The 539-nt window shown below is 62.5% G+C and carries 1 pseudogene; it reads right to left on the minus strand.

Annotated elements, in window-relative coordinates:
• Positions 1-539, minus strand: a pseudogene (locus RCO31_RS34650) (IS5-like element ISBj2 family transposase); the annotation flags it as partial.

A 539-nucleotide genomic window follows, 5' to 3' on the forward strand; every position in this document is an offset into this window, starting at 1 on the left:
CGCCGCGAAGCTTGTCGCCATCATACCCTTTGTCGGCGAGGAGCACGCTCATGGGTGGCGCGAGCGCCAGGACATCGGGAGCCGCAGCGATATCGGCATCCTGGCCTGGAGTCAGATGCAGGACGACCGGCCGGCAGAGCGGATCGCTCAGCGCATGGATTTTTGTCGTGCGGCCTCCGCGCGAGCGGCCGATTGCTTGATTGTGCTCCCCCCTTTTCCGCCGGAGGCACACCGGTGAGCTTTAATCGAGGTCGAGTCGAGCGACAGTACGACGCCGTCTTCGCCAGGCTTGGCCAGCGCTTCGAAGATTGCGCACCATCGTCCTCGCTTGGCCCAGCGATTGAAGCGATTGTAGATCGTCGTGTAAGGGCCGTATTCACGTGGACAATCACGCCATCGTGCACCCGATTGCAGCATGTGAATGATGCCGCTGACGATGCGTCGGTCGTCGTCCCGATCCGGCCCCGTCAGTCCCCTCGGCAGATGCGGTTCGATACGCGCCCATTGCCTGTCGTTCAGCCAAAACAAACCAGCGCGCA

Source organism: Bradyrhizobium sp. LHD-71, assembly GCF_031157255.1.
GTDB lineage: Bacteria > Pseudomonadota > Alphaproteobacteria > Rhizobiales > Xanthobacteraceae > P52-10.